The following is a 23,395-nucleotide window of genomic DNA, read 5'->3' on the forward strand; positions in this document are numbered from 1 at the left end:
GGTGTGGTGTCGGCCAAGGGCTGTGCTGACAGGCGTGATACCAGGTGGCTATGCTCCCAGATCAGCTCTTGCCGAGCAGCGCCTCGACCTCCTGCAGCGTCGGCATCGACGGCGCGGTGCCGGGGCGGGTCACCGAAATGCCGGCGACAGCGCAGGGGAAGCGCACCGCCTGCAGCGGCTCCACGCCTCGCGAAAGTGCTGCGGCGAGGCCGCCATTGAAGGCGTCCCCCGCCCCGGTGGTCTCGACGACCGGCCCCGCGCTTATGGCGGGGACATGGTCGGAGCGATCCTTCGTGTGCAGAAGCGCGCCCTTGTCACCCAGCGTGACGATGACCGTGCCGACGCCCTTTTCGAGCAGCTTGTCCGCGGCGCGGCGCGCGTCGTCGACCGAGGAGACCTTTAGTCCGGTCAATTCCTCGGCCTCGGTCTCGTTCGGCGTGAGATAGTCGCACAGCGTGTAGATCCGGTCGGGAAGCTTTGCCGCAGGGGCCGGATTGAGGATGGTCGTCACCCCTGCCCCACGCGCGATCTCCAGTGCTCGCATCGCGGCATCGATCGGCTGTTCGAGCTGGGTGACAAAGACGCCGGCGGCACGGATCAGCTCGGCATTGGCCTCGATATCGGCCGGTGAGATCAGCATGGCCGCTCCGGGGCTGACGATGATGGCGTTGTTGCCGGTCGTCTCCTCGACGAAGATGTAGGCCGCTCCCGTGTAACTGTCGGGCGTGTCGATGACGGCGCTCTTGACGCCCGCATCCTGCCAGGTTCGCTTTGCCATGTCGGCGAAGGCATCGACGCCGAGCCTTGTCAGGAACGTGGTGTCGGCGCCGAGCTTGCCGGCGGCGACCGCCTGGTTCGACCCCTTGCCACCAGGGCCGAGCTTGAAGGAGTTGCCGAGGATCGTTTCGCCCATGCGCGGCTGGCGCTCGGCGCGATATGCAGTGTCGGCGACAAAGACGCCCAGGATGACGACGGGCTTGCCGGAGGCCATGCTGCTACTCCGCATCCGGCGGCACGACGCCCTTGCGGAAGGCAAAGCAGCCATAGAAGCGGCGTTCCCCGGTCTGGATCACGCAATAGGCCTGCTTGGCGCGCTCGTAGAAGGCGTAGCGCTCGACGGAAATCATCGGCCAGGCCTTGCCTTCGGCCTTGTCGATCTCCTTTTGCACTTCCTTCTGCACCGGCGGGATCTCGTCCGGCTTGCCGACGATTTCCATCCGTGCGGCAGAGTCATTGACGAAGGTGTCCAGCGGATAGAGCGATAGCACGGCCCTGACCACCTCGGCGGCCGGCGCGTCGATGCGCAGAAGCTTGCCGTGCACGGTCTGCTTCGCCACCGAATCGGACGGGAAATTGGTGTCGGCGATGATCAGGTCATCGCCGTGGCCCATGGCTCGCAATGCCTGGAGCACGTCGGCATTGAGCAGCGGATTGATGCCTTTGAGCATGGTATTCCTCGTGAAGTCCGTTTGAGATCAGAGACGCTTGCCGGTCTCGGCGTCGAAAAGATGGATCTGGTCGAGCCTTGGCTTGAGCTTGAGCGTGTCGCCGGGCTTGAAGTCGTGACGCTCACGGAACAGCGCCACCATCTCGCCCTCACCAAAGCGGAGGAACACCAGCGTTTCCGAGCCGGTCGGCTCGACCACCGAAATCTTCGCCGGCACGCCGTCGGGATGGATTTCCAGATGCTCCGGCCGCACGCCGTAGACGACGGCCTGCCCGTCCCGCCCGGCATTGTCCGCGGCAATCGGGAACAATGTGCCTGATATTTCGACGCCGGGCCTGGCGCCTTTGCGCATGACGCCCTTGAGCAGGTTCATCGACGGCGAGCCGATGAAGCCTGCGACGAAAAGATTGGCAGGCCGGTCAAACAGTTCCAGCGGCGCGCCGACTTGCTCGATGCGGCCGTCGCGCATGACGACGATCTTGTCGGCCATAGTCATGGCTTCGATTTGATCGTGCGTGACATAGATGGTGGTGGTCTTCAGCCGCTGGTGCAGCTCCTTGATCTCGGTACGCATCTGCACGCGCAGCTTGGCGTCGAGATTGGACAGCGGTTCGTCGAACAGGAACACCTGCGGATTGCGCACGATGGCACGCCCCATCGCCACGCGCTGGCGCTGGCCACCGGAGAGCTGCCGGGGATAGCGTTTCAGATAGGGATTGAGGTCGAGGATGTCGGCGGCGCGCTTGACCCGCTCGGCGACCTCGGCCGGATCGGTTTTCCGCAGTTTTAGGGCAAAGGCCATGTTCTGCTCGACCGTCTTGTGCGGATAGAGCGCATAGTTCTGGAACACCATGGCGATGTCGCGCTTGGCCGGCGGCAGATGATTGACGACGCGGTCGCCAATGGAGATCGTGCCGCCGGAAACGGTCTCCAGCCCGGCCACCATTCTCAGCAACGTGGACTTGCCGCAGCCGGAGGGACCGACCAGCACGACGAACTGTCCGTCGGCAATGTCGACGCTGACCTCGTGCAGAACCTTGACGGTTCCGAACGCCTTGGCCACCTTGCTGATTGCGACTTGCGCCATGTCTCCCCCATCGGCTCCATTGGCCGTAGGCGCAGAAGCTAACCAACGCGACCGGTCAGGGCAAGTCGGACTCTTATAGATAAAAACCTGTCCTCGTTGACACGGCAGTTGGTTGTGAGAATAGTGGTGGGTGCTGGTCCAAAGTCGGTGGCCGATCCGCAATCGGAACATCAATCGATGCAGGGTGGGGTCCTGCGTAATTCGTTTCCGAGCCGGGAAAATCGCTGGTGCTCCAGCGTCCGACAATGACCACATCCATTCACACTGATATTCTGGGAGGAATAGTCCATGAGAACAGATCTTTACGAAAAGCTGGCCCGTGCCGGCGCCACAAGGCGCGACATCTTGAAGGGCGCGGCCAGCATGGCCGCTATCGCAGCCGCATCCGGCGCCGGACTTGGCGCGTTGACGCGTCCGGCCTCCGCCGCCAGCGAGCTTCGCACGAAAATCCTGCAGATCCCCGGTGTCGGCAAGGGTCAGCCGACCGACGCCGACTTCCAGAAGGTCGGCGAGCTTTGCCTGGAAGCAACCAAGGCCAACGTCAAGGAAGGCGAATTCGCCGGCGTCGAGCTGACCTTCATGGGTCTCAACAACCAGAACCTTCACAATGTTCTGTTCCGCGGCTTCCTGAAGCCATGGGAAGCCTATACCGGCGCCAAGATCAGCTGGATCGACCTGGCGCAAGCCGACTACAACGCCCGCCTGCAGCAGTCGATCGCTACCGGCACCGTCGATTTCGACATCATCGAGATGGGCGCGCCGTTCGAAGGTGATGTCTGCGGCAAGGGTCTGACGTCGGAAATGCCCGACTGGGTCAAGAAGCAGATCGATTTCGACGATCTGGTCAACTATCTGAAGCCTCCGGTCGGCACCTGGGACGGCAAGCAGTATCGCGTCACCATTGACGGCGACGCGCACAATTTCAACTACCGCACCGACGTGTTCGCCGACGCCGACCTCGCCAAACAGTGGAAGGATGGCGGCGGAGAAGGTGAGTGGGGCGTGCCGAAGACCTGGCAACAGGTCCAGGCGGTCACCAAATTCCTCAAGGGCAAGAAGTTCAAGGACCAGGACGTCTACGGCTATCTCGATGCGCCCAAGCCGTGGGGCGGATTCGGCTTCTACTTCCTTGGCAGCCGCGCCAGCGCCTATGCCAAGCATCCCGATGACAAGGCCTGGCTGTTCGACGCCGACACGATGAAGCCGCGCATCAACAACCCGGCCTGGGTGCGGGCAATCCAGGACGTCATCGACGCCTTGCCTTCCGAACCGGCGGACCAGATCAACGCTGACCCGAACACCACCGGCTTCCAGCAGTTCCTGGCCGGCACCGGTTCGATGATCCCCTGGTGGGGCGACATCGGCTCCAACGTCAAGACCAACGATTCCTCGGTCATTGGCGATGTCACCGGCTTCTCGATCCTGCCCGGCTCCGACGACGTCTACAATTCCAAGACCGGCAAGTGGGACAAGCTCGCCAGCGGGCCGAACTACGCGCCGAACTGCGCCTATCTCGGCTGGGGCGTCTATGTGATGGCCCGTGTCGATGCCGACGAGAAGAAGAAGAAGGCGGCCTGGTCCGCCGCCGCCCATCTCGGCGGCAAGGACCTGTCGATCTGGACGGCGATGTATCCGTCAGGCTTCCAGCCCTACCGCAATTCCCATTTCGACGTTCCGGAATGGGTGGCGGCAGGCTACGATGAGGCTTTCATCACCTCGTACCTCAAGTCGGAGGGCGATTCCTACAATCATCCGAACGCGGCGATCGAGCCGCGCATCCCCGGCATCTTCCAATATTACAGCGCCGCCGAGGACATTCTGGCCAACACCTTCGCGGGCAAGATGAAAGCGCAGGAAGGCGCCGACGCAATTGCCGCGGCCTGGGAGAAGCTGACCGACCAGATCGGCCGTGAAAAGCAGGTCAAGCTCTACAAGGCTTCGCTCGGCATGTAGGCTGGTTTATGTGAACCCGTGGTCCGGCGGCAAAGGCCGCCGGACCACAACTGACCGGCTCCGTCTCATCGCGGAGCCCCTGAATGGGCGAGATTTGTGGCTGATCAGACTTCGACCGCGAGCCAGTGGCCGGCAGACGCCGCCCCTTACGACCTGATTTCACCGGCCCGCAGACGGCTGGGCTGGGCGTTGATGGCTGCTGCTACGCTCGGCCTGCTGGCAACGATCCTTGTCCAGATCCTTTACAAGAGCGAGGTCGACACGATCGGCTTCGAGACCTGGCGCCCGGTCGTCTACGCCTATGTGCTGTGGGGCGTGGCAATCGGCATCGGCCAGGTGCTGACACGAGGGGAAGACGGCCAGCGCGCGCTGTTCCTGCTGCCGGCACTGCTGTTCACCATCGCCATGGTGATCTTCCCGACCCTGTTCGGCTTCTACATCGCGCTCACCGACTGGAACCTCAGCTCCTTCAGCGGCCGCAGGTTCAACGGGCTCGACAATTTCTGGCAGATGCTGGGCGATCCCTACTATCGCAATGCGCTGTTCAACATGGTGCTCTATGTGCTCGCCGTGCTGGTCGAATATGTCATCGCCTTCGGCCTTGCGCTGCTGCTCAACGCGCAGATCCGGGCGCGAAAGTTTTTCCGCGTCGTCTTCCTGATGCCGCTGATGCTGTCACCGGTCGCGGTGTCGTGGATGGTCGGCAAATCGCTGATGGAATACCGCTTCGGGCCAGCGGCAACACTGGCGCGCCATCTCGGCTGGGAAAACCCGGCCTTCTTCTCGGATCCGATCATCGCCCGCATCTCGATCATGGTGCTGGATGCCTGGACGTTCATTCCGTTCATGATGATCATGCTGCTCGCCGGCTTGCAGGCGATGTCGCGTGAGATCCTCGAAGCGGCACGGGTCGACGGCGCCAATGCGTGGCAGACCTTCTGGCAGGTCACCTTTCCGCTCATGCTGCCGGTGTCGGTAACGGCGGTCATCCTGCGCATCATCTTCAAGCTGAAGCTGGCCGACATCATCATCACGGTGACCTCGGGCGGGCCCGGTGGCGCCACCGATTCCGTCTCTAGTTTCATCTACCGCGAATACCGCGACCGCTCGAATGTCGGTTACGGCACCATGCTGGCGATGGCCTATCTCGTCATCATCGTCGTATTCGTGACCTGGTTGCTGAAATTCGCCAACCGCTTCGTGCGCAACGTCAACTGAGCGGTGGGAATCATGAGCGTTCAAACCACCGAATACACCGTTTCCGAAATCCGCTCTCCGGCGAGCTTCATCACCAGCCGCGTCTTCATCTACGGCGCGCTGGTGTTCTGGGCCTTCATCTGCCTGTTCCCGATCTACTGGACGCTAACCACCTCGTTCAAATCGGCGGTCGATGTCACCCAGGGCCACCTGATCCCGTTCGTCGACTTCCAGCCGGACTGGAAGGGCTGGCGTTCACTCGGCCTGTCGCCGGATTCGATCTTCCAGACCTCCACGGTGCGCGATGAGTTCTTCAAGCGCTTCATGAACTCGGTCATCACCTCGGTCGGCGCGTCCAGCCTCGCCATCGTCATCGGCAGCCTGGCGGCCTACGGGCTCACCCGCTATCGTTACCGCTTCGCCTGGTTCAAGAACGAGGACATCTCGTTCTTCTTCCTGTCGCAGCTGATCCTGCCGCCGGTGGTGCTGGCGCTGCCCTTCCTGGTGCTTTACCGGGAGGTCGGCCTGCTCGACACGCGCATCGGGCTGATCCTGCTCTACACGCTGATGGTGCTGCCGATCGTCATCTGGATCATGCGCGACCAGTTCAACTCGATCCCGGTCGAGCTCGAGGAAGCGGCACTGGTCGACGGGCTTTCGATCTGGGGAGCGTTCCTGCGCATCGTCATGCCGATCGCGTTGCCGGGCATGGTCGCCGCCTTCATCCTGGCGATGGTGCTGTGCTGGAACGAGTACTTCTTCGCCGCACTTCTGACTTCGACCGACGCAAAGACAATTCCCGTCATGGTGGCGAGCCAGACCGGCTCGCAAGGCATCAACTGGTGGTCGATGGCAGCGCTGGCCACCGCGGCGATAGCGCCGCTGGCGGTCATTGGCATCGCGCTGGAACGCTATCTGATCATGGGCATGACTGCCGGGGCGGTGAAGTGACGACCGGATACTGGGTCGCGCGCAACATCCGCGCGGGCCACCAGGGTTACGACCGCTACGGCAAGGGCGTCATGCCCGTCGCCTGGCAAGGCCAAGCCGTCATCGCCGGCTTTGTACTGGCGATGGTGGGAGGCGGCCTCTCCATGCTCTTGATCATGCTCCACACCAAGCTGTTTCCACTTGGCATCGCGCTCTTTGCCATCCTTGCCATTGCCGGCGGCGGCACGTTCATTTGGGCCGTGGCAACGAAAAGCGATCCGGACAAGTCGATCGCCGACTACCGGGCAGAGCGGCAGAAAATCCGCGGTTAGGCCCTCAGGATCGTGCGCAGGTGATCCATGATCATGGCGACGCCCTCTTCTCCAAGCTCAGCCGATGCCTCCTTGGCGCTCGCCGTGTACCAGCCCGTATTGTCGGCGAAGTGAGCGGCATCGACGGCTTCGGGGCATAGCGCCAGCATCAATGACGTCTCGCCAATGCCGGCATGGTCGAACGGGTACTTGCCGTTCATTGCCGCCGGCATCAGCGGATGCACCTGCACCCAGTTGAAGAAGTTTTCACCCGCAGCGTGTCCGGAATAGTAGTCGGCCATCGCCTCCGAACCCCACCAGCCCTCGCCGCGCTGCTTCTCGAGGAAGCGGAAGATCGCCTGGCGGCCGGCGGTCTTGAAGGCGAGATCGGTCGGCATGCCGGCGGCGAAATTCTCGGTCTGGTGGTGGATGATGGCGTGGATGTTGCGAAAACCGATGCGCAGCAGGCTGTAGAACAGCTCCTCCGCGAACGGAGCCAGCGCATTGCCACCGACCTGCACCGAGCCAGTGCCTTCCGGCGGCGCCACCGCATAGCTCGCCGCGCCGTAGTAGAAGGGCGGCAGGATGACGATGTCCCTCTCCTTCTCGAGCAGTTCCAGCGTCTTGACGACGGCCAGCGTGTCCATGCCGACGGCCATGTGCTCGCCGTGATATTCGAGCACGCCGAGCGGCAGTGCCACCGGCCAGTTCTCGGCGATCGCCGTGCGGATCTGGTGTGGCAGCATCAGTTCGTAGCGCATGATCTATTCCATGTTGGTGTGGCGGGCGCGCATGGCTTCCGGTGTCGCAGCGGTCAGATCCCTGAGCTTCAGTACCATCACCTCGAACAGCAGGAACAGTGCGCCTTCGAACACCGAGCCCATCGGCAGCACCGATGTCTTCCGCGGACCCTGGTCGTTGGCCATGGTCTGCGCCGGGATGAGCAGCGTGAAATCGGCCTGTCTTGCCGCGCTGCTCTCAGCCTGAGCGGTCAGCAGGAGGTTGGTTGCGCCGGCACCGTGCGCGACCCGCATCAAGGTCAGCACGGTCGAGGTCTCGCCAGGCCCGGAACTGGCCAGGAAGACATCGCCCGACCCCAGGGGTGGCGTGGTCATGTCGCCGACCACCGAGACCGGCAGGCCAAGATGGTAGAGCCGCATGGCAAAACCCTTGACCTGCAAGGCCTCGCGGCCGCAGCCATAGACGACGATCTGCCTGGCGTCGGCCAGCATCTTGCAAGCCGCGTCGATGCGGCTCCCGTCGATGCGAGCCAACACGCCGCCGAGTTCGCCGAGCGCGGTGCTGAAGAGGTTTTCGCTCTGCTCGCTCACCACAAACCCGCCCTCGAAATCATCCCGGGATTTTCCCACGAACAGCTTGATTTCGTTCATGCTAGCAACGGCGAAAATGCGTGTCCAACGCTCCGCGACGCTTTTGCCGGGCCACGGGCATGATAGTGTCATGTCAGACAAATCAACCCAGGAAAACCGCAGGACATGAAGACACGGCATTTCGACCGCATCGGCAATGGCGGCATCAGCTTCACCGAGTTCGGCTTCGGCACGGCGCCGCTCGGCAACCTCTACCGTGCCGTCTCGGACGAGGACGCCAATGCCACGCTGGAGGCCGCCTGGGCGACCGGCTGCCGCTACTACGACACCGCGCCGCTCTACGGGCTCGGCCTGTCGGAAACGCGGCTCAACCCCTTCCTGCGCTCCAAGAAGCGCGACGACTATGTGTTGTCGAGCAAGGTCGGCCGCATCATGCGCGCCTGTCCGCCGGAGGAGCGCACCGGTATCGGCAAGTTCTTCGACACGCCGTCGCGCCGCGAGGTGTACGACTACAGCTATGACGGCGTCATGCGCTCGTTCGAGGCCTCATTGGAGCGGCTTGGCGTCGATCGGATCGACATCCTTTTCGTCCATGATGTCGATATCTTCACCCATGGCAGCAAGGAAGCGTCCGACCAACGCATCGAGGAGTTCATGCGCTCGGGCTATTACGGGCTGCTGTCCCTGCGCGACCAGGGCGTCATCAAGGCGTTCGGCGGCGGCATCAATGAGTGGCAGGTCTGTCAGACGCTGGCCGAGCGTGGCGATTTCGATCTGTTCCTGCTTGCCGGGCGCTATACGCTGCTGGAGCAGGAGGCGCTGACATCCTTCCTGCCGCTTTGCCAGGCGCGCGGCATCGGCATCGTTCTCGGCGGACCTTACAATTCCGGTATCCTGGCAACGGGCCCGAAACCGGGCGCCTACTATAACTACACCGAAGCGCCACAGGACGTGCTTGACCGCGTGGCGCGTATCGAGGCCGTCTGCAAGCGCCATGGCGTGCGGCTGATCGAGGCGGCGCTGCAATTCCCGTTGCTGCACCCGTCGGTCGTCTCGGTGATCCCCGGCGGCCAGCGACCGAGCGAAGTCGAGAGCAACCGCTCGCTGCTCGACGCGAAGCTGCCGGCAGCGCTTTGGGCCGATCTCAAGCAGGAAGGCCTAATGCGCCCTGAGGCGCCGACCGCATAAGCCGACGACCGTTCGCGTTGCCGTGGGGCATAAAAATGAAAAGCCGGGCAAGCCCGGCTTTTCTGGTCTCTGAAAAGAAAAGAAACGCTTAGTTGACTGCGTCCTTGAGGCCCTTGCCGGCCGAGAACTTCGGCACGGTGCGTGCCGGGATCTGCACTTCGGCACCGGTCTGCGGATTGCGGCCGGTCGAAGCCGCACGCTTTGACACGGTGAAATTGCCAAAGCCGACAAGCCGGACATCGCCGCCCTTCTTCAGTTCGCCGGTGATCACGGAAAATACCGCATCGACCGCCGACTGCGCGTCACCCTTCGAAATGCTCGCGGCGTCGGCGACAGCGGACACCAGTTCGTTCTTGTTCATAAAAATTCCCTTCCATGAGAACACCGGAACTAACGACTCATCCGGCAGGAAACGGACTTTAGAAAGAAGCGTTCCCGCAACCAAGTCGAAAAGCCGGGAAAAAAGCGGAAAAAGCCCGGAATTCCGGGGTTTTTCACATGAAAAAGCCGGGCATGAAGCCCGGCTCTCTGTTTGTGCGCCGCAACTTTAGCTTTAACTAATGCGCAAGCGTCTTGCTGGCATCGTCCGAGCTGTCCGTTGTGGCCGGCGGATTGACCGGTTCGACCCACTCGATCGGCTCCGGCATACGCACCAGCGCATGGCGCAATACCTCACCGACCCGTGCGACCGGAATGATTTCCATGCCGTTCTTCACGTTGTCCGGAATCTCCGCCAGATCCTTGGCGTTGTCTTCCGGGATCAGCACCTTCTTGATGCCGCCGCGCAATGCGGCAAGCAGCTTCTCCTTGAGGCCGCCGATCGGCAGCACCCTGCCGCGCAGCGTGATCTCGCCGGTCATGGCGACATCGGCCTTGACCGGAATGCCGGTCAGCACGGAGACGATCGCCGTCGCCATCGCCACGCCGGCCGACGGTCCATCCTTGGGCGTGGCACCCTCCGGCACGTGGACGTGGATGTCGCGCTTGTCGAACAGCGGCGGCTCGATGCCGAAATCGATGGCGCGCGAGCGGACATAAGAGGCCGCCGCCGAAATCGATTCCTTCATCACGTCGCGCAGGTTGCCGGTCACCGTCATGCGGCCCTTGCCGGGCATCATGACGCCTTCCACCGTCAGCAATTCGCCGCCAACTTCCGTCCAGGCGAGCCCGGTAACGACACCGACCTGATCGTCAGCCTCGACCTGACCGAAGCGGAAGCGCGGAACACCGAGGTAATCGGCGAGGTTCGCCGCCGTGATGTTCACCGTCTTCTTCTTCGTCTTCAGGATCTCGGTCACCGCCTTGCGCCCGAGCTTCATCAGCTCGCGCTCCAGACTTCTGACGCCCGCTTCACGGGTGTAGGTCTGGATGATGGCGCGGATCGCGTCCTCGCCGACGGAGAATTCCTTCGGCTGCAGCGCGTGATCGCGGACCACCTTCGGCATCAGGTGCCGCTTGGCGATTTCGATCTTCTCGTCCTCGGTGTAGCCAGCGATACGGATGATCTCCATGCGGTCCATCAAGGGCGCGGGGATGTTCAGCGTATTCGCCGTCGTCACGAACATCACGCTCGACAGGTCGTATTCGACCTCGAGGTAGTGGTCCATGAACGTCGAGTTCTGTTCCGGATCGAGCACCTCAAGCAGCGCCGACGACGGATCGCCACGGAAATCCTGGCCCATCTTGTCGATCTCGTCGAGCAGGAAGAGCGGGTTGGACTTCTTCGCCTTTTTCATTGACTGGATGACCTTGCCGGGCATCGAGCCGATATAGGTGCGCCGGTGGCCGCGGATCTCGGCTTCGTCACGCACGCCGCCCAGCGCCATGCGGATGAATTCGCGACCCGTCGCCTTGGCGATCGACTTGCCGAGCGAGGTCTTGCCGACGCCGGGAGGGCCGACGAGGCACAGGATCGGCCCCTTCAGCTTCTTCTGGCGGCTTTGCACGGCAAGGTACTCGACAATGCGGTCCTTGACCTTGTCGAGGCCGAAATGATCGGTGTCGAGCACGTTCTGCGCGAAGGCCAGGTCCTGCTTGACCTTGGAGTTCTTGCCCCACGGGATCGACAGGATCCAGTCGAGATAATTGCGCACGACGGTCGATTCAGCCGACATCGGCGACATCGTCCGCAGCTTCTTCAATTCGGCTTCCGCCTTTTCGCGAGCCTCCTTGGAGAGCTTCGTCTTCTTGATGCGCGCCTCGATCTCGGCGGCCTCGTCGCGGCCGTCCTCGCCTTCGCCGAGTTCCTTCTGGATCGCCTTCATCTGCTCGTTGAGGTAGTACTCGCGCTGTGTCTTCTCCATCTGGCGCTTGACGCGCGAGCGGATGCGCTTCTCCACCTGCAGGACGGAGATTTCGGCTTCCATGAAGCCCATCGCCTTTTCCAGCCGCTCCTTCACCGAGAGCGTGGCCAGCATCTCCTGCTTTTCAGGGATCTTGATGGCGAGATGCGAGGCAACCGTGTCGGCGAGCTTGGAATAGTCGTCGATCTGGCTGGCGGCACCCACCACTTCAGGCGAGATCTTCTTGTTCAGCTTGACGTAATTCTCGAAGTCGGTGACGACGGAACGGGCCAGCGCCTCGACCTCGACCTCTTCCTCATCCGGCTCGACCAGCGCCGTGGCGCGGGCCTCGTGGAAATCGGGGCGGTCGGTGAACGAAACGATTTTCGCGCGCGTGGCTCCCTCGACCAGGACCTTGACGGTGCCGTCGGGCAGCTTCAGCAATTGCAGCACATTGGCGAGCGTGCCGATGTCAAAGATGGCATCGGGCTCGGGATCGTCGTCAGCGGCATTCATCTGGGTGGCGAGCAGGATCTGCTTTTCCTGACCCATCACCTCTTCCAGCGCCTTGATCGACTTCTCACGCCCGACGAAGAGCGGAACGATCATATGCGGGAACACCACGATGTCGCGCAACGGGAGGACTGCGAAGACGCCGTCGCTGGGAGCCTTGGATATTTTGGCCATTGTCCAACCTTTCATGTCGCGACCGCCAGTCGGCCAACCGCGAATCTTATATTAACGACCGGGGATCGTTCCGCCTACCACCGTTTGTGACGGGAGTTTTATAGCACAGAAATCGGGCACCTCGGCCTTCCCCGTTTAGTTGGATGCACGACCCACAAAGATCAAGGGGCAGGTACAAATCCGGCCCTCCAACTTGCCCGCAAGTGACACATTTGCGACGGCAAAACCGCGCGCAGCCGCGAAACCCTGCATAACAGCAAAACGGCGCCTCGCGGCGCCGTTTCAAAATTCCGCTGCAGGCTCATGTCAGGCGCTGACATTGCCCTTCTTTTCCTTCTGTTCGGAGTAGATGTAGAGCGGCCTGGCGCTGCCGGTCACCACCTCTTCCGAAATAACCACTTCGCGCACGCCTTCGAGCGCCGGAAGTTCGAACATCGTGTCGAGCAGGATCGCTTCCATGATCGAGCGCAGGCCACGCGCGCCGGTCTTGCGCTCGATGGCGCGCTTGGCGATCGCCGACAAGGCATTCTCATGGAATGTCAGGTCGACATTCTCCATCTCGAACAGCCGCTGATACTGCTTGACCAGCGCATTCTTCGGTTCGGTCAGAATCTGGATCAGAGCCGGCTCGTCAAGGTCCTCAAGGGTCGCCAGAACCGGCAAACGGCCGACAAATTCGGGAATAAGACCGAATTTCAGCAGATCCTCGGGCTCGACCAGGCGGAAAACATCGCCGGTGCGGCGATCCTCGGGCGAAGCGACGATGGCGCCGAAGCCAATCGAGGTTTTTCTGCCGCGATCCGAAATGATCTTGTCCAGGCCAGCGAAGGCGCCACCGCAGATGAACAGGATGTTGGCGGTGTCCACCTGCAGGAACTCCTGCTGCGGATGCTTCCTGCCGCCCTGCGGCGGCACGGAGGCGACCGTGCCTTCCATGATCTTCAACAGCGCCTGTTGCACGCCCTCGCCCGACACGTCGCGGGTGATCGAGGGATTGTCGGACTTGCGCGAAATCTTGTCGATTTCGTCGATGTAGACGATGCCGCGCTGGGCGCGTTCGACATTGTAGTCGGCCGACTGCAACAGCTTCAGGATGATGTTTTCGACATCCTCGCCGACATAACCGGCTTCGGTCAGCGTCGTCGCGTCCGCCATGGTGAACGGCACGTCGATGATGCGGGCCAGCGTCTGCGCGAGCAGCGTCTTGCCACAACCGGTCGGGCCGATCAGCAGGATGTTCGACTTCGCCAGTTCGACATCGTTGTTCTTGCCGGCATGCGCGAGGCGCTTGTAGTGATTGTGAACCGCCACCGACAGCACGCGCTTGGCGTAGGGCTGGCCGATGACATAGTCGTCGAGAACCTTGAGGATCTCCTGCGGTGTCGGCACGCCCTCGCGCGACTTCACCATCGAGGTCTTGTTCTCCTCGCGGATGATGTCCATGCAGAGCTCGACGCACTCGTCGCAGATGAAGACCGTCGGACCGGCGATCAGCTTGCGCACTTCGTGCTGGCTTTTGCCGCAAAACGAGCAATAAAGCGTGTTCTTGGAATCGCCGCTGTTGTTGCCGACCTTGCTCATTTTCATGTCCTTTCATGGCCGCCCGCCGATGGTCTGGCTGAAAGGGCGCATACTCTATCTATCGCGGGAATCCGCCGCCGCCAGTATCCCGGCTCCCGCAACGCATTCCGTACGAAACACAAATCAGAAAACGTGGCAATGATTCGCGACAACCCCGCCTAAAGCTAAGCCGTCGAAACTCAACATAGCCTTAACGTAGGCAATCCTGCCCGCCGAGGGAACAGCCAATTGTGGCCGAAATGCCGCAACACGCGCCAAAAGCGCGTGATGGTGCCATCCAACTGCCAACAAGCCTTTATGCCACAGCTCCTTCAGCCGCCTCGCGCGACGAAATGACCTTGTCGATGAGGCCGAAATCCTTGGCTTCGTCGGCGGTCATGAAATGGTCGCGGTCCAGCGTCTTCTCGATCTCTTCGTAGCTCTTGCCGGTGTGCTTGACATAAACCTCGTTGAGGCGACGCTTCAGCTTGATGATGTCCTGGGCGTGGCGCTCGATGTCGGAGGCCTGACCCTGGAAGCCGCCTGATGGCTGGTGAACCATGATGCGGGCGTTCGGCGTGGCGAAGCGCATGTCCTTGTGGCCAGCGGTCAGAAGCAGCGAGCCCATCGAGGCCGCCTGGCCGATGCAGAGCGTCGACACGGCCGGCTTAATGAACTGCATGGTGTCGTAGATCGCCATGCCCGAGGTGACGACGCCGCCCGGCGAATTGATGTAGAGGTTGATTTCCTTCTTCGGATTCTCGGCTTCGAGGAACAAAAGCTGCGCGCAGACCAGCGTCGCCATGCCGTCCTCGACCGGACCGGTGATGAAAATGATGCGCTCCTTGAGGAGGCGGGAGAAAATGTCGTAGGCCCGTTCGCCGCGATTGGTCTGTTCGACCACCATCGGAACGAGGTTCATGTAGGTTTCGACGGGGTTCTTCATCAGTTATCTCTTATCTCGCGGTGGGATTCCGGCGCCGGGAAGGCTGGCAAGTCGGGCAGAATCGGTCTGGATCGTTGTTCCGTAAATAGGATGCCGGCTCATCCTTGTGCAAGGCCGACCCGTCCTAGCCATCTGGGTAAGTCGAATCAAGGTTACGCTGACAGGATTTATCGGCTGGCGCCGTCTCCCGCTGGCGACACTGGTGATCCAGTAGCAGTTTCTTAACCGCGTCGCTTAACGAAATGCGCGGAAACCGCTTTTCTCCGAAAATGCTTCCTCTACAATTCAACGTTGAACTTGTGCGTAGAGTTCAAACAGGGGCAGTGTCATGTCCGGGAAAACCGCATGCTTCACCATTGCCGGGCTGACCATGCTCGGCACGATTTCCGAAACGGCGGCCGGCGGCCTCGCCGCCGAATGCTATGAACCTGTCCGCACGCCGGCCGTCTACGACACGGTCTACGAAGACGTCATGGTCACCCCGCCCGGCCAGCAGGTCGACTATGTCCCCGCCATCTACGGTACCCGCGAGCGCGTGGTGATGACCGTTCCGGCACAGGTGACCTACGAGGTCGTGCCCGCCGTCACCCGTACCGTCTACCATACGGTCCAGGTCGATGATGGCGGCTATTCCTGGGAATGGCGTGTCATCCACGGCCGCCGAGTGCTGTGCAAGATCTGGCACAAGGCGCGCTACGGGCGGGTCGCCGAGACCGTGGTGATCCAGCCGGAACGCACGCGGCGCGTCGTCATCCCGGCGCAGTACGACCGGATTGCCGAAGAGGTGCTGGTGCAGCCGGAACAACGGCGCTTCATCGATGTTCCCGCCTCCTACCAGACCGTCGCGCGGCGCGTGCTGATCCGCGAAGGGTCGTCAGGCTGGCGGCGTGTGCATATTCCGAGGCATTGCCAGGATTAGCGGCCATCGCGTAGCCTGCGCCGCAGCGAATTTCCGTTGGGCTGAGGACATGCGCGACCTGGAAGTTTCCAATCAAGAACTATCAGATTTCGCGGAAGAGGCCCTGGAACTGGCCAAAAGCTATTGGGCGTCCCTCGAGGAGCGTCGGGCGTACCCCTCGACCAGCGGCGAGGATACGACCGAACTCTTCTCGCGTCCTTGGCTGGAGAACGGTCGTGGTCGGGAAGTCTTGCAGGACTTCAAGTCGATGTCAGAGCATGTGCGACCTGCCACCGGCAGATTCTTCGGTTACGTCGTCGGCTCAGGCGAACCGGTCGGCGCGCTGGGAGAATTGCTGGCCGCGGTGCTCAATCAGAATGTGACGTCGTGGCGGTCGGCTCCCGCGGCGACGTCGATCGAACGCGCCGTTGTCGGATGGTTGGCGGAGGCTGTCGGCTGCGCCGGATTTACCGGCAGCCTGTGCGGCGGCGGCTCGTCGGCCAACCTCATGGCGTTGGCGATGGCGCGTGAAGCGAAGCAGCCAGCCAACGAAACAGGCGCACGGCCCTGCGTGATCTATGCTTCCGAACAAGTGCACATGTCCATTCCCAAGGCTGTCGCACTGCTGGGCATCGGCAGAAACAACCTTCGCTTGATCCCTGTCGACGACAAATTCCGGATGCGACCGGATGCCCTCCAGGCGGCCATTGCCGTCGACCGCGAGGCTGGAAACATGCCGATCGCCATCGTGGCCACGGTCGGCACCATCGTCTCCGGCGCGATCGATCCCCTCCCCGAAATCGCGGACATTGCCCGGAGGGAGGCGCTATGGATGCATGTCGATGGTGCCTATGGGGGCCTGGCGGCTCTGGCGGTGCCGGAAAAGTTCCAGGGGTTGTCTTCGGCGGATTCTCTGTCGCTCGACGCGCACAAATGGCTGTATCAGCCACTCGATTGCGGCTGCCTGCTCAATCGTCATCCAGATGTCGCGCGCACGACTTTCTCGCACAGCGACGATTATGTCAGGATCCTGAGCGAAGACCCGACGGAAGCGTTTGCCTTCTTCGAGGAGTCGATCGAGCTTTCTCGACGCTTCCGCGCGCTGAAACTCTGGATGTCGCTGCAGTATCACGGGCGCAGTGCCTATCGCGAAGCCATCACGCGCGATCTCAATCACGCACAATTATTGGCGCAGACAATCGCGTCGTATCCGGAGCTGGAACAGCTTGCCCCTGTATCGCTAAGCGCAGTCTGTTTCCGCCACCGCTCGAAGAGCAACGAAGCGATCCTGCGCCGCGTGATCGCGCGTGGCCGGGTGTACCTGTCAAATGCAACGATCAACGGCCAGTTCGCGCTGCGGGCGTGTTTCGTCAATCACCGAACGACGCCAGAGGACGTGCGGGCGATCGTGGCGGAAGTCATTGCCGCCGCCGACGAGCTCAATCGCTGAGCCGCCGTTGCCCTTAGACCTGGCTTGCGCTTCAAGCCACCTCCGCCCGCAGCCATGCCTTCAGGCCAGCGACATTGCCGTCGCCGACGCAAGCCGCGACCCGCCTGCCGACCGCCGCACCGAATTTATAACCATGGCCCGAACAAGCCGAGACGATAAGGCATTTGCCCTTCTCGTGCGCCATGAATTTCTCGTCGGCGGTGAAGGTGTAGGCGCAAGTGACGACCTCCGTCACCCGGTACTCCCCGATACGAGAGATCGGTGGCGAAAACAGATTGCGGATCGCCTCGCCCTCGCCTGCCACCGGTTGACGGTTCCAGTCGGCATCGCTGGTCGGCACCCGGTGCAGTCCCGAACCGAATTTCATCCCGGCGCCGCCGGAGGGCGGGATCACATAGCCGTCGACAGCGCCGCCGATATCAAGGACCACCGGCGCTGCCTGCCAGGCCGCATCGAGGTCCGCCGGCGGTTCGACATAGGCGAGCGCGGTTCGATATGTCTTCAGCTCGCCATCCAATTCCGGGAACAGTTTCAACACCCAGGCGCCGGCAGCGACGACGACGCGGTCGGCCTGCATGGTTTCGCCACCAGCAAGCACGATATGGCCGGCTTCGGCATCGACTTCCACGACCTTGCTGTTCTCGTAGACATTGGCGCCGTTGGCGCGCAGCCATCTTGCCAGGCCGGACGCGATCTTGCGGCAATGCAGCGCGCCGCCTTCGGTTGAATAATAAGCGTAACGGAATGAGCCAGCCTCAAGAAATGGCCAGCGTTCGACGGCTGCGTCCGGCTCCAGCAATTCAAACGGGAAATTGCCCTCTTCCAAGCCCTCGCGGTATTCCTCGGCCTCGTCGCCAGGCTCGCGCGAAATGCAGACAAAACCGCGCGCATCGAGGTGGTTTTCACCCAGATCGGCCCACATCTCGTCCCAGGCCTGATAGGCTTCGGTGATCAGCCGGCCATAGCCGGTTCCGGCCCGGTAAGCGCGGCGAATGATGCGGTGATGATCGCCCGACGCGGCCAACGGATTGGGGATGGGCCCCTGTTCGACGATCGAGACGCTGTGTCCAGCCTTGACCAGTGACCACGCCGTTGAAAGCCCGGCGATCCCAGCACCGACCACAATCACATTCATCAGATCAGACTTTCCGCAGCCGCATCGGCTGGCTCAACTCATTGGGTGTCGGGCGCCAACATACGGTCTGGCACCGAGCTGACAAGCCGCGCTAATGATCTGGCATGACCAAATTGACGCCACCCTACCTGGCCTTTGATCCAGCCACCCGCCATCTGCGGCTTGATCCGCATGAACCGGCCTTCTTCCAGAACCCGCATGAGGCCTATGCCTTTCTGCACGGCGCATCGAATGCATTTTTCTGGGAAGAATTCGGCTTCTGGTGCTTTGGCGGCTTCGACGACGTCAACCGGCTGTTGCGCGACCGCCGCTTCGGCCGCCAGAACCCGGCCGGCGTTCCCGACAGAAGCGGCATCGGCCAGGATCGCAGCCATCTGAGCGCCTTCGACGGCATCGAAGCCAACTCGATGCTGGAGCTGGAGCCGCCGGTGCACACGCGGCTCAGAACTCTGGTCAACCGTGCGTTCGTCTCGCGTCAGATCGAACGGCTGCGGCCACGTGTCGAAGCCCTCGCCAACGAGCTGATCGACCGTTTCGAACCGGACAAATCAGTCGACCTGCTGCCCGCCTTCGCGGCTCCCTTGCCGATCACCATCATTGCCGAGATGCTCGGCGTGCCCGTCGAGATGGGGCCTCAATTGCTCGACTGGTCGCATCGGATGGTTGCGATGTACATGCATGGCCGCACGCGCGAGACCGAGGAGACGGCCAACCGTGCCGCGGGCGAATTTACCGATTTCCTGCGCCTCTATGTCGCCGAGCGGCGCAAAAACCCAGGCGACGACCTGCTGTCGTTGCTGATCTCGGCGCAGCAGGATGGCCAGAAGCTGTCGGAGGACGAGCTGGTGTCCTCGGTGATCCTGTTGCTCAATGCCGGCCACGAAGCGACGGTGCATCAGACCGGCAACGCCGTCCGTTCGATCCTCGCGCAAGGCGGCGACCCGCGCCGCTTCTTCATCTCGCCCGAAGCGACCGCGGCAACGGTCGAGGAATGCCTGCGTTTCGACGCGCCGCTGCACATGTTTACCCGCTACGCCTATCAGGAGATCGAAATCGCGCCCGGTATCGTCGTGCAGCCGGGCCAGACGATCGGCCTGCTGCTTGGCATGGCCAATCATGACCCGCGCGCCTTCGCCGAACCCCTCGCCTTCCGGCCGGATCGTGCGGACCAGAAGAACGTGTCATTCGGCGCCGGCATCCATTTCTGCATCGGTGCGCCGCTCGCCCGGCTCGAATTGCAGGTGTCGCTGAAAACTTTGTTCGGACGGCATCCGCGACTCCATCTTGCCGAACAGCCGCGCTTCCGCGACACTTATCATTTCCATGGGCTGGAAACGCTCGCCGTCGGCTTCTGACGATCGCGGGCCTGGGGCTGCGAGATGAGGGGCATTTCGATACGCGCGGTCGCGCTGGCTTTGGGCATCGCACTGGCGAGCCTTGCCAGCGCATGGGCTCAGCAACAACAGGAAAACATCCCGCAAGAAAACAGCGACGCCGTGGCAAGGAAGCTGGCGAGCATTCTGATTGAACGCCAGACCGGCATCGCCGTGCCCGCCGACAGGTTCTGGGCCTATGAGGCCGATTTCAACCTCGACGGGTTTTCCGAACTCTATGTCTATGTCGCCGATCCCGCTTGCGACGGGGTGAAATGCGGACTTTTCGTTTTCGTGCTGGAAGGCGACAGCTATCGCGAGGTGTTGGGCGACATCCCGGGCGCAAGGCTTGCCGATCCCGCCAAGGTCGGCTTCGGCGCCTTCAAGCGCAACGGCTTCATCGACTTTCAACTCGACCAAGTACTGGCCAGTTGGACAGGCGATCATTATGCGGATTCCTCGACGTTCCCTGCCACCTCGCTCGACGGTGTCGCCTTCCTGGCGGCTTGCCAGAAATCCAAGTCGAGCGAGCAGCCCGAGGAGGGTGAAGCTGAACAGGTGGCCGGCGAGTGCCAATGCCAGTTCAACCGGTTTCAGGCAATCGGCTTCAGCCAGGCCAGCCTGGACACCTATACGGCCTCGATGGGCGAAAACTTCGCCTATCCGAATGGCGAGAAGGAAAAGGCATGGCTCGCCCTGCTCAAGGATGCCGAGGATGTGGGAACCGGTTGCGGCGTCATAAGTGGCAAAAGCCAGTGGCAACCGGCCTATTTCAAGCACGGCGACCAGCCGCAGCAAAAGCTTGACTTCGAAGCCTTCCTGGACGCCTGCCCAGCGCAGGATTTCATCCTGACCAATCGCAAGATTGGATCACCTGACCGAGCGCTCGGTCTATGCGGTTGCATTGCCCGCGAACTCCCGACGCAAGGGGTCACGCAAACGGGACTCGATCTGCTGACGCAGTATTATCGCAACGAGATCTCCGACGCGGACATCGAGGCGCAGGACGCCGACATTCTGACCTTCCACGACCAGGCGTCGGAAGCTTGCCTCAGCCAGTTCCCGGCGAAGTAGGCAACGCAGCCTGGTTCAAACATTGCGGGGACCGGATACCATGGGCGAGACAATGAGATTTGCCTTTTTGCAGGAGCCGCCCTTCTGCGTCAGGGATGCCGGCGGCAATCTTCTCGGCTGCGATGCCGAACTCGCCGGGAAGGTGTGCGAGGGGCTGAAGCTCGATGCCTTCCTGCCGATCGAAACCGAGTTCGCCGAACTGCTTCCCGGATTGGCTGGCAACCGCTGGGACATGACCACCGGCCTGTTCATCTCGGACGAGCGCAGGAGAGTTGTCGACTTCACGCGGCCGATCTGGGTGCTGCAGGACGGGTTGCTGGTCGCCAAAGGCAATCCTCGTGGCTTTCGCGGCTATCGGTCGGTGGCCGACGATCGGACGGCGCTGATCGGCGTCATATCCGGCCAAATCCAACATCAGACGGCGCTGCAAAATGGCGTTGCGCCGGAGCGGATCCGGATATTCGCCACACAAGCAGCCGCGGCGGACGCCGTCGCGGCCGGCACGGTGCATGCCTATGCCAGCGTTGCGCTGGCGCACCAGGGCTATCTCGACCGGTGGCCGCAGGCACCTCTTGCCGTTATTGATATTCCGGCGACCGAAAAACAGCCGGCTGCCGGCGCCTTCGCCGTGGCCAAAAACAATACGGCTCTGCGCCAACGCATCGACTCAAGCCTGGGCGAACTGTTGGGAAGTCCCTGGCACCGGGAACTGATGAGCGGATACGGATTTTCCGATGCCGATATCGATCGCCTTTTGTGAGGCTGGGTGCTGCGAAATGATCAAAGCTTGATCACGTATTCCTTGCGGGTCGTTTCAAGCACTTCCCAGCTGCCCCTGAAGCCGGGCCTCAGCACGAAACTGTCGCCGGTTCGGACGGTGCGGGCATCGCCGCCGTCTTCCGCGATCACCGAAATGCCGGACAGGATGTGGCAGAACTCCCATTCGTCATAGACGATGCGCCATTTGCCAGGGGTCGATTCCCAGATGCCGGCGTAGAGGCCGCCTTCCCGCTCCTCGACGTTCCAGGTGCGGAATTTGGGATCGCCAGAGATCATCCGATCTGGCGCCGGCGCGCCAGATTCGGGTTCGACGTTTTTGGTGTCGACGGAAAGAAACGCGGCCATGGGCAATCAGACCTTGGCAAGCGCCTGTTCGAGGTCGGCGACGATGTCGTTGACGTCCTCGATGCCAATGGAGAGCCGCACGGTGTCCGGACCCGCACCGGCCTTGACCTTCTGCTCGTCGGAAAGCTGGCGGTGGGTCGTCGACGCCGGGTGGATGACCAGCGACTTGGTGTCGCCGACATTGGCGAGGTGCGAGAACAGTTCGAGCGCCTCGACGAATTTGACGCCAGCCTCGTAGCCGCCCTTGAGGCCGAAGGTGAACACCGCACCGGCGCCTAGCGGCGAGTACTTCTTCTGCAGCGCGTTGTTCTTGTCGCTCGGCAGGCCGGGATAATTCACCCAGGCGACCTTGGGGTGATTGGACAGCCAGCCGGCGACCGTCACCGCATTGTCGCAGTGGCGCTGCATGCGCAACGGCAAGGTTTCCAGGCCGGTCAGGATGAGGAAGGCGTTGAACGGCGAGATCGCCGGGCCGAGATCGCGCAGGCCGAGCACACGCGCGGCAATGGCGAAAGCGAAGTTGCCGAAGGTTTCATGCAGGACGAGACCGCCATATTCCGGGCGCGGTTCCGACAGCATCGGGTACTTGCCCGACTTCGACCAGTCGAAAGTGCCGCCATCGACGATGGCGCCGCCGATCGAATTGCCGTGGCCGCCAATGAACTTGGTCAGTGAATGCACGACGATGTCGGCGCCATGCTCGATCGGCCGGATCAGGTAGGGCGAAGCCAGCGTGTTGTCGACGATCAGCGGCAGGCCATGCTTGCGCGCGATGTCGCCGATCTTCTCGATGTCGACGAAGGTGCCGCCCGGATTGGCGAGGCTCTCGATGAAGATCGCCTTGGTCCTGTCGTCGATCTGGCTTTCGAAGGTCGAGATGTCATTGGTGTCGGCCCAGCGCACTTCCCAGCCATAATTCTTGAAGGCGTGCCCGAACTGGTTGATCGAACCGCCATAGAGCTTGTTGGCGGCGACGAAATTGTCGCCCGGTTGCATCAGATTGTGGAAGACGATCACCTGCGCGGCGTGGCCGGACGCGACCGCAAGCGCGGCCGTTCCGCCCTCCAGCGCCGCAAGACGCTCTTCCAGCACCGCCTGCGTCGGGTTCATGATGCGGGTGTAGATGTTGCCGAAGGCCTTCAGCCCGAACAGCGAAGCGGCATGATCGGCATCGTCGAAGACGAAGGAGGTCGTCTGGTAGATCGGCGTGGCGCGCGCGCCGGTGGCCGGGTCGGGTTTGGCGCCCGCATGGACGGCGAGCGTGTTGAAACCGGGCGTACGGGTCATCGAAAACCTCCCTTTTTGAAACTCTGAAATCGCCGGGCATTCTTGGCGAAGCCCGTACGTGAATGCAAAGAAGAAAATACCTTTCGGTGGACGATCCGCGGTGAACGCGCGAGAAAACCTAATTCTTCCTGGAA

At 62.0% G+C, this 23,395-nt stretch carries 22 protein-coding genes; 10 read left to right on the top strand and 12 right to left on the bottom strand.

The features are described 5' to 3' along the window. Positions 1 to 61: 61 nt before the first annotated feature. Genes rbsK through AC56QP_RS03125 form a run of 3 tightly spaced genes read right to left on the bottom strand, consistent with a single transcriptional unit; the run spans position 62 to position 2,534 of the window. Complete coding sequence (rbsK, locus tag AC56QP_RS03115; protein ID WP_497109021.1) at positions 62 to 991, bottom strand: ribokinase; 930 nt, start codon at positions 989 to 991, stop codon at positions 62 to 64. 4 nt (positions 992 to 995) lie between these two features. Continuing rightward, on the bottom strand, positions 996 to 1,448 hold the full coding sequence (locus AC56QP_RS03120) for an RbsD/FucU family protein (protein WP_489860979.1): 453 nt from the start codon (positions 1,446 to 1,448) through the stop codon (positions 996 to 998). Positions 1,449 to 1,475: 27 nt separating this feature from the next. After that, complete coding sequence (locus AC56QP_RS03125; RefSeq protein WP_489860978.1) at positions 1,476 to 2,534, bottom strand: ABC transporter ATP-binding protein; 1,059 nt, start codon at positions 2,532 to 2,534, stop codon at positions 1,476 to 1,478. A 288-nt stretch (positions 2,535 to 2,822) separates the two neighbouring features. On the opposite strand from AC56QP_RS03125, the gene AC56QP_RS03130 reads away from it, so the two are divergent. The 4 genes from AC56QP_RS03130 to AC56QP_RS03145 all read left to right on the top strand — a co-directional run bounded on the left by AC56QP_RS03130 (position 2,823) and on the right by AC56QP_RS03145 (position 6,946). Further along, positions 2,823 to 4,487 (top strand): ABC transporter substrate-binding protein, encoded by a 1,665-nt coding sequence (locus AC56QP_RS03130; RefSeq protein ID WP_489860977.1) that lies wholly within the window; start codon positions 2,823 to 2,825, stop codon positions 4,485 to 4,487. Positions 4,488 to 4,583: 96 nt separating this feature from the next. Further along, positions 4,584 to 5,705 carry a carbohydrate ABC transporter permease gene (locus tag AC56QP_RS03135; protein WP_489860976.1) on the top strand — a complete coding sequence of 374 codons (1,122 nt, stop codon included), beginning with the start codon at positions 4,584 to 4,586 and terminating at the stop codon, positions 5,703 to 5,705. 12 nt (positions 5,706 to 5,717) lie between these two features. Further along, the gene (locus AC56QP_RS03140) at positions 5,718 to 6,635 is read left to right on the top strand and encodes a carbohydrate ABC transporter permease (protein ID WP_091578215.1); all 918 of its coding nucleotides are present in this window, start codon (positions 5,718 to 5,720) and stop codon (positions 6,633 to 6,635) included. After that, entirely contained in the window at positions 6,632 to 6,946 is a 315-nt protein-coding gene (locus tag AC56QP_RS03145; protein ID WP_489860975.1) for a hypothetical protein, read from the top strand. The genes AC56QP_RS03140 and AC56QP_RS03145 overlap by 4 nt, the downstream gene beginning before the upstream one ends. On the opposite strand, the gene AC56QP_RS03150 is transcribed toward AC56QP_RS03145, so the two are convergent. Together AC56QP_RS03150 and AC56QP_RS03155 are read right to left on the bottom strand one after the other, a co-directional pair. Next, positions 6,943 to 7,686: a creatininase family protein gene (locus tag AC56QP_RS03150; RefSeq protein ID WP_489860974.1), complete on the bottom strand. Its 744-nt coding sequence runs from the start codon at positions 7,684 to 7,686 to the stop codon at positions 6,943 to 6,945. The genes AC56QP_RS03145 and AC56QP_RS03150 overlap by 4 nt on opposite strands. A gap of 3 nt (positions 7,687 to 7,689) precedes the next feature. Further along, positions 7,690 to 8,316, bottom strand: a complete 627-nt coding sequence (locus AC56QP_RS03155; protein ID WP_489860973.1) for an SIS domain-containing protein — start codon at positions 8,314 to 8,316, stop codon at positions 7,690 to 7,692. A 105-nt stretch (positions 8,317 to 8,421) separates the two neighbouring features. Here AC56QP_RS03155 and AC56QP_RS03160 point away from each other — a divergent pair, with 105 nt between their 5' ends. Further along, positions 8,422 to 9,444: an aldo/keto reductase gene (locus AC56QP_RS03160; RefSeq protein ID WP_489860972.1), complete on the top strand. Its 1,023-nt coding sequence runs from the start codon at positions 8,422 to 8,424 to the stop codon at positions 9,442 to 9,444. Positions 9,445 to 9,532: 88 nt separating this feature from the next. Here the strand turns inward: AC56QP_RS03160 and AC56QP_RS03165 are convergent, their stop codons facing one another. From AC56QP_RS03165 to clpP, 4 genes are all read right to left on the bottom strand, one after another. Further along, positions 9,533 to 9,805 (bottom strand): HU family DNA-binding protein, encoded by a 273-nt coding sequence (locus AC56QP_RS03165; RefSeq protein ID WP_023798342.1) that lies wholly within the window; start codon positions 9,803 to 9,805, stop codon positions 9,533 to 9,535. Positions 9,806 to 10,001: 196 nt separating this feature from the next. Then, positions 10,002 to 12,413 carry an endopeptidase La gene (gene lon / locus AC56QP_RS03170; RefSeq protein ID WP_489860971.1) on the bottom strand — a complete coding sequence of 804 codons (2,412 nt, stop codon included), beginning with the start codon at positions 12,411 to 12,413 and terminating at the stop codon, positions 10,002 to 10,004. 306 nt (positions 12,414 to 12,719) lie between these two features. Beyond that, a complete protein-coding gene (gene clpX / locus AC56QP_RS03175; protein WP_023759839.1) occupies positions 12,720 to 13,994 on the bottom strand; it encodes an ATP-dependent Clp protease ATP-binding subunit ClpX in 1,275 nt (424 codons plus the stop codon). Between the two features lie 295 nt (positions 13,995 to 14,289). After that, on the bottom strand, positions 14,290 to 14,919 hold the full coding sequence (clpP, locus tag AC56QP_RS03180) for an ATP-dependent Clp endopeptidase proteolytic subunit ClpP (RefSeq protein WP_256750838.1): 630 nt from the start codon (positions 14,917 to 14,919) through the stop codon (positions 14,290 to 14,292). Between the two features lie 328 nt (positions 14,920 to 15,247). Between clpP and AC56QP_RS03185 the strand changes: the two genes are divergently transcribed. Both AC56QP_RS03185 and AC56QP_RS03190 read left to right on the top strand, forming a co-directional pair. Next, the gene (locus AC56QP_RS03185) at positions 15,248 to 15,838 is read left to right on the top strand and encodes a hypothetical protein (RefSeq protein WP_489860970.1); all 591 of its coding nucleotides are present in this window, start codon (positions 15,248 to 15,250) and stop codon (positions 15,836 to 15,838) included. Positions 15,839 to 15,887: 49 nt separating this feature from the next. After that, positions 15,888 to 17,267, top strand: coding sequence for a pyridoxal phosphate-dependent decarboxylase family protein (locus tag AC56QP_RS03190; RefSeq protein ID WP_489860969.1), 1,380 nt, complete (start codon positions 15,888 to 15,890; stop codon positions 17,265 to 17,267). 31 nt (positions 17,268 to 17,298) lie between these two features. Here AC56QP_RS03190 and AC56QP_RS03195 read toward each other — a convergent pair whose 3' ends face one another. Further along, positions 17,299 to 18,402 carry an NAD(P)/FAD-dependent oxidoreductase gene (locus AC56QP_RS03195; RefSeq protein WP_489860968.1) on the bottom strand — a complete coding sequence of 368 codons (1,104 nt, stop codon included), beginning with the start codon at positions 18,400 to 18,402 and terminating at the stop codon, positions 17,299 to 17,301. A 104-nt stretch (positions 18,403 to 18,506) separates the two neighbouring features. Here AC56QP_RS03195 and AC56QP_RS03200 point away from each other — a divergent pair, with 104 nt between their 5' ends. From AC56QP_RS03200 to AC56QP_RS03210, 3 genes are read left to right on the top strand one after another with little or no spacing between them, the layout of a single operon-like run. Beyond that, entirely contained in the window at positions 18,507 to 19,757 is a 1,251-nt protein-coding gene (locus AC56QP_RS03200; RefSeq protein WP_489860967.1) for a cytochrome P450, read from the top strand. 24 nt (positions 19,758 to 19,781) lie between these two features. Next, a complete protein-coding gene (locus AC56QP_RS03205; RefSeq protein ID WP_489860966.1) occupies positions 19,782 to 20,849 on the top strand; it encodes a hypothetical protein in 1,068 nt (355 codons plus the stop codon). 52 nt (positions 20,850 to 20,901) lie between these two features. After that, positions 20,902 to 21,609, top strand: a complete 708-nt coding sequence (locus tag AC56QP_RS03210; protein WP_489860965.1) for a transporter substrate-binding domain-containing protein — start codon at positions 20,902 to 20,904, stop codon at positions 21,607 to 21,609. A 20-nt stretch (positions 21,610 to 21,629) separates the two neighbouring features. Here AC56QP_RS03210 and AC56QP_RS03215 read toward each other — a convergent pair whose 3' ends face one another. Both AC56QP_RS03215 and AC56QP_RS03220 read right to left on the bottom strand, forming a co-directional pair. Beyond that, a complete protein-coding gene (locus AC56QP_RS03215) occupies positions 21,630 to 21,974 on the bottom strand; it encodes a cupin domain-containing protein (protein WP_489860964.1) in 345 nt (114 codons plus the stop codon). Positions 21,975 to 21,980: 6 nt separating this feature from the next. Further along, positions 21,981 to 23,261: an O-acetylhomoserine aminocarboxypropyltransferase gene (locus tag AC56QP_RS03220; RefSeq protein ID WP_269905688.1), complete on the bottom strand. Its 1,281-nt coding sequence runs from the start codon at positions 23,259 to 23,261 to the stop codon at positions 21,981 to 21,983. Between the last annotated feature and the right edge of the window lie 134 nt (positions 23,262 to 23,395).

This window comes from Mesorhizobium sp. RCAM 05104, from assembly GCF_059683645.1.

Excerpts from the sequence above, each read along its gene's own strand:
- rbsK (WP_497109021.1), bottom strand. The coding sequence starts at position 991 with ATGGCCTCCGGCAAGCCCGTCGTCATCCTGGGCGTCTTTGTCGCCGAC.
- AC56QP_RS03120 (WP_489860979.1), bottom strand. The coding sequence starts at position 1,448 with ATGCTCAAAGGCATCAATCCGCTGCTCAATGCCGACGTGCTCCAGGCA.
- AC56QP_RS03125 (WP_489860978.1), bottom strand. The coding sequence starts at position 2,534 with ATGGCGCAAGTCGCAATCAGCAAGGTGGCCAAGGCGTTCGGAACCGTC.
- AC56QP_RS03130 (WP_489860977.1), top strand. The coding sequence starts at position 2,823 with ATGAGAACAGATCTTTACGAAAAGCTGGCCCGTGCCGGCGCCACAAGG.
- AC56QP_RS03140 (WP_091578215.1), top strand. The coding sequence starts at position 5,718 with ATGAGCGTTCAAACCACCGAATACACCGTTTCCGAAATCCGCTCTCCG.
- AC56QP_RS03150 (WP_489860974.1), bottom strand. The coding sequence starts at position 7,686 with ATGCGCTACGAACTGATGCTGCCACACCAGATCCGCACGGCGATCGCC.
- AC56QP_RS03155 (WP_489860973.1), bottom strand. The coding sequence starts at position 8,316 with ATGAACGAAATCAAGCTGTTCGTGGGAAAATCCCGGGATGATTTCGAG.
- AC56QP_RS03160 (WP_489860972.1), top strand. The coding sequence starts at position 8,422 with ATGAAGACACGGCATTTCGACCGCATCGGCAATGGCGGCATCAGCTTC.
- AC56QP_RS03165 (WP_023798342.1), bottom strand. The coding sequence starts at position 9,805 with ATGAACAAGAACGAACTGGTGTCCGCTGTCGCCGACGCCGCGAGCATT.
- lon (WP_489860971.1), bottom strand. The coding sequence starts at position 12,413 with ATGGCCAAAATATCCAAGGCTCCCAGCGACGGCGTCTTCGCAGTCCTC.
- clpX (WP_023759839.1), bottom strand. The coding sequence starts at position 13,994 with ATGAGCAAGGTCGGCAACAACAGCGGCGATTCCAAGAACACGCTTTAT.
- clpP (WP_256750838.1), bottom strand. The coding sequence starts at position 14,919 with ATGAAGAACCCCGTCGAAACCTACATGAACCTCGTTCCGATGGTGGTC.
- AC56QP_RS03185 (WP_489860970.1), top strand. The coding sequence starts at position 15,248 with ATGTCCGGGAAAACCGCATGCTTCACCATTGCCGGGCTGACCATGCTC.
- AC56QP_RS03190 (WP_489860969.1), top strand. The coding sequence starts at position 15,888 with ATGCGCGACCTGGAAGTTTCCAATCAAGAACTATCAGATTTCGCGGAA.
- AC56QP_RS03195 (WP_489860968.1), bottom strand. The coding sequence starts at position 18,402 with ATGAATGTGATTGTGGTCGGTGCTGGGATCGCCGGGCTTTCAACGGCG.
- AC56QP_RS03200 (WP_489860967.1), top strand. The coding sequence starts at position 18,507 with ATGACCAAATTGACGCCACCCTACCTGGCCTTTGATCCAGCCACCCGC.
- AC56QP_RS03205 (WP_489860966.1), top strand. The coding sequence starts at position 19,782 with ATGAGGGGCATTTCGATACGCGCGGTCGCGCTGGCTTTGGGCATCGCA.
- AC56QP_RS03210 (WP_489860965.1), top strand. The coding sequence starts at position 20,902 with ATGAGATTTGCCTTTTTGCAGGAGCCGCCCTTCTGCGTCAGGGATGCC.
- AC56QP_RS03215 (WP_489860964.1), bottom strand. The coding sequence starts at position 21,974 with ATGGCCGCGTTTCTTTCCGTCGACACCAAAAACGTCGAACCCGAATCT.
- AC56QP_RS03220 (WP_269905688.1), bottom strand. The coding sequence starts at position 23,261 with ATGACCCGTACGCCCGGTTTCAACACGCTCGCCGTCCATGCGGGCGCC.